This window comes from Schumannella sp. 10F1B-5-1 (assembly GCF_006517535.1).
Classification (GTDB): Bacteria; Actinomycetota; Actinomycetes; order Actinomycetales; family Microbacteriaceae; genus Schumannella.
In genome coordinates this window covers 1-236 of sequence record NZ_VHQH01000181.1, presented here as the reverse complement: position 1 = coordinate 236, position 236 = coordinate 1, and the positions used below count along the sequence as shown (strand labels likewise).

At 76.3% G+C, this 236-nt stretch carries 1 protein-coding gene; it reads right to left on the bottom strand.

What is annotated here, in order from left to right:
• A partial coding sequence (locus FJ658_RS15355; protein ID WP_255447766.1) for a MerR family transcriptional regulator occupies window positions 1-236 on the bottom strand: 236 nt, incomplete at both ends.

Sequence of the window (236 nt, the reverse complement as noted above, 5' to 3'; positions counted from 1 at the left end):
CCGCAGCCACTCGCGATGGGCGAGCAGCGCGTGCACGTCGTCGGTCTGCCCGTCGAGCACCTCGGCGATCGCGGGCAGGCCGAGCCCGAGCTCGCGCAGCAGCAGCACGCGCTGCAGCCGCACGAGCGCCGCGGCGTCGTAGATGCGGATGCCGCCCGCACCGACGCCGCTCGGCCGCACGAGGCCGACGTCGTCGTAGTGCCGCAGGGTGCGGCTGGTCACCCCGGTGAGGCGCG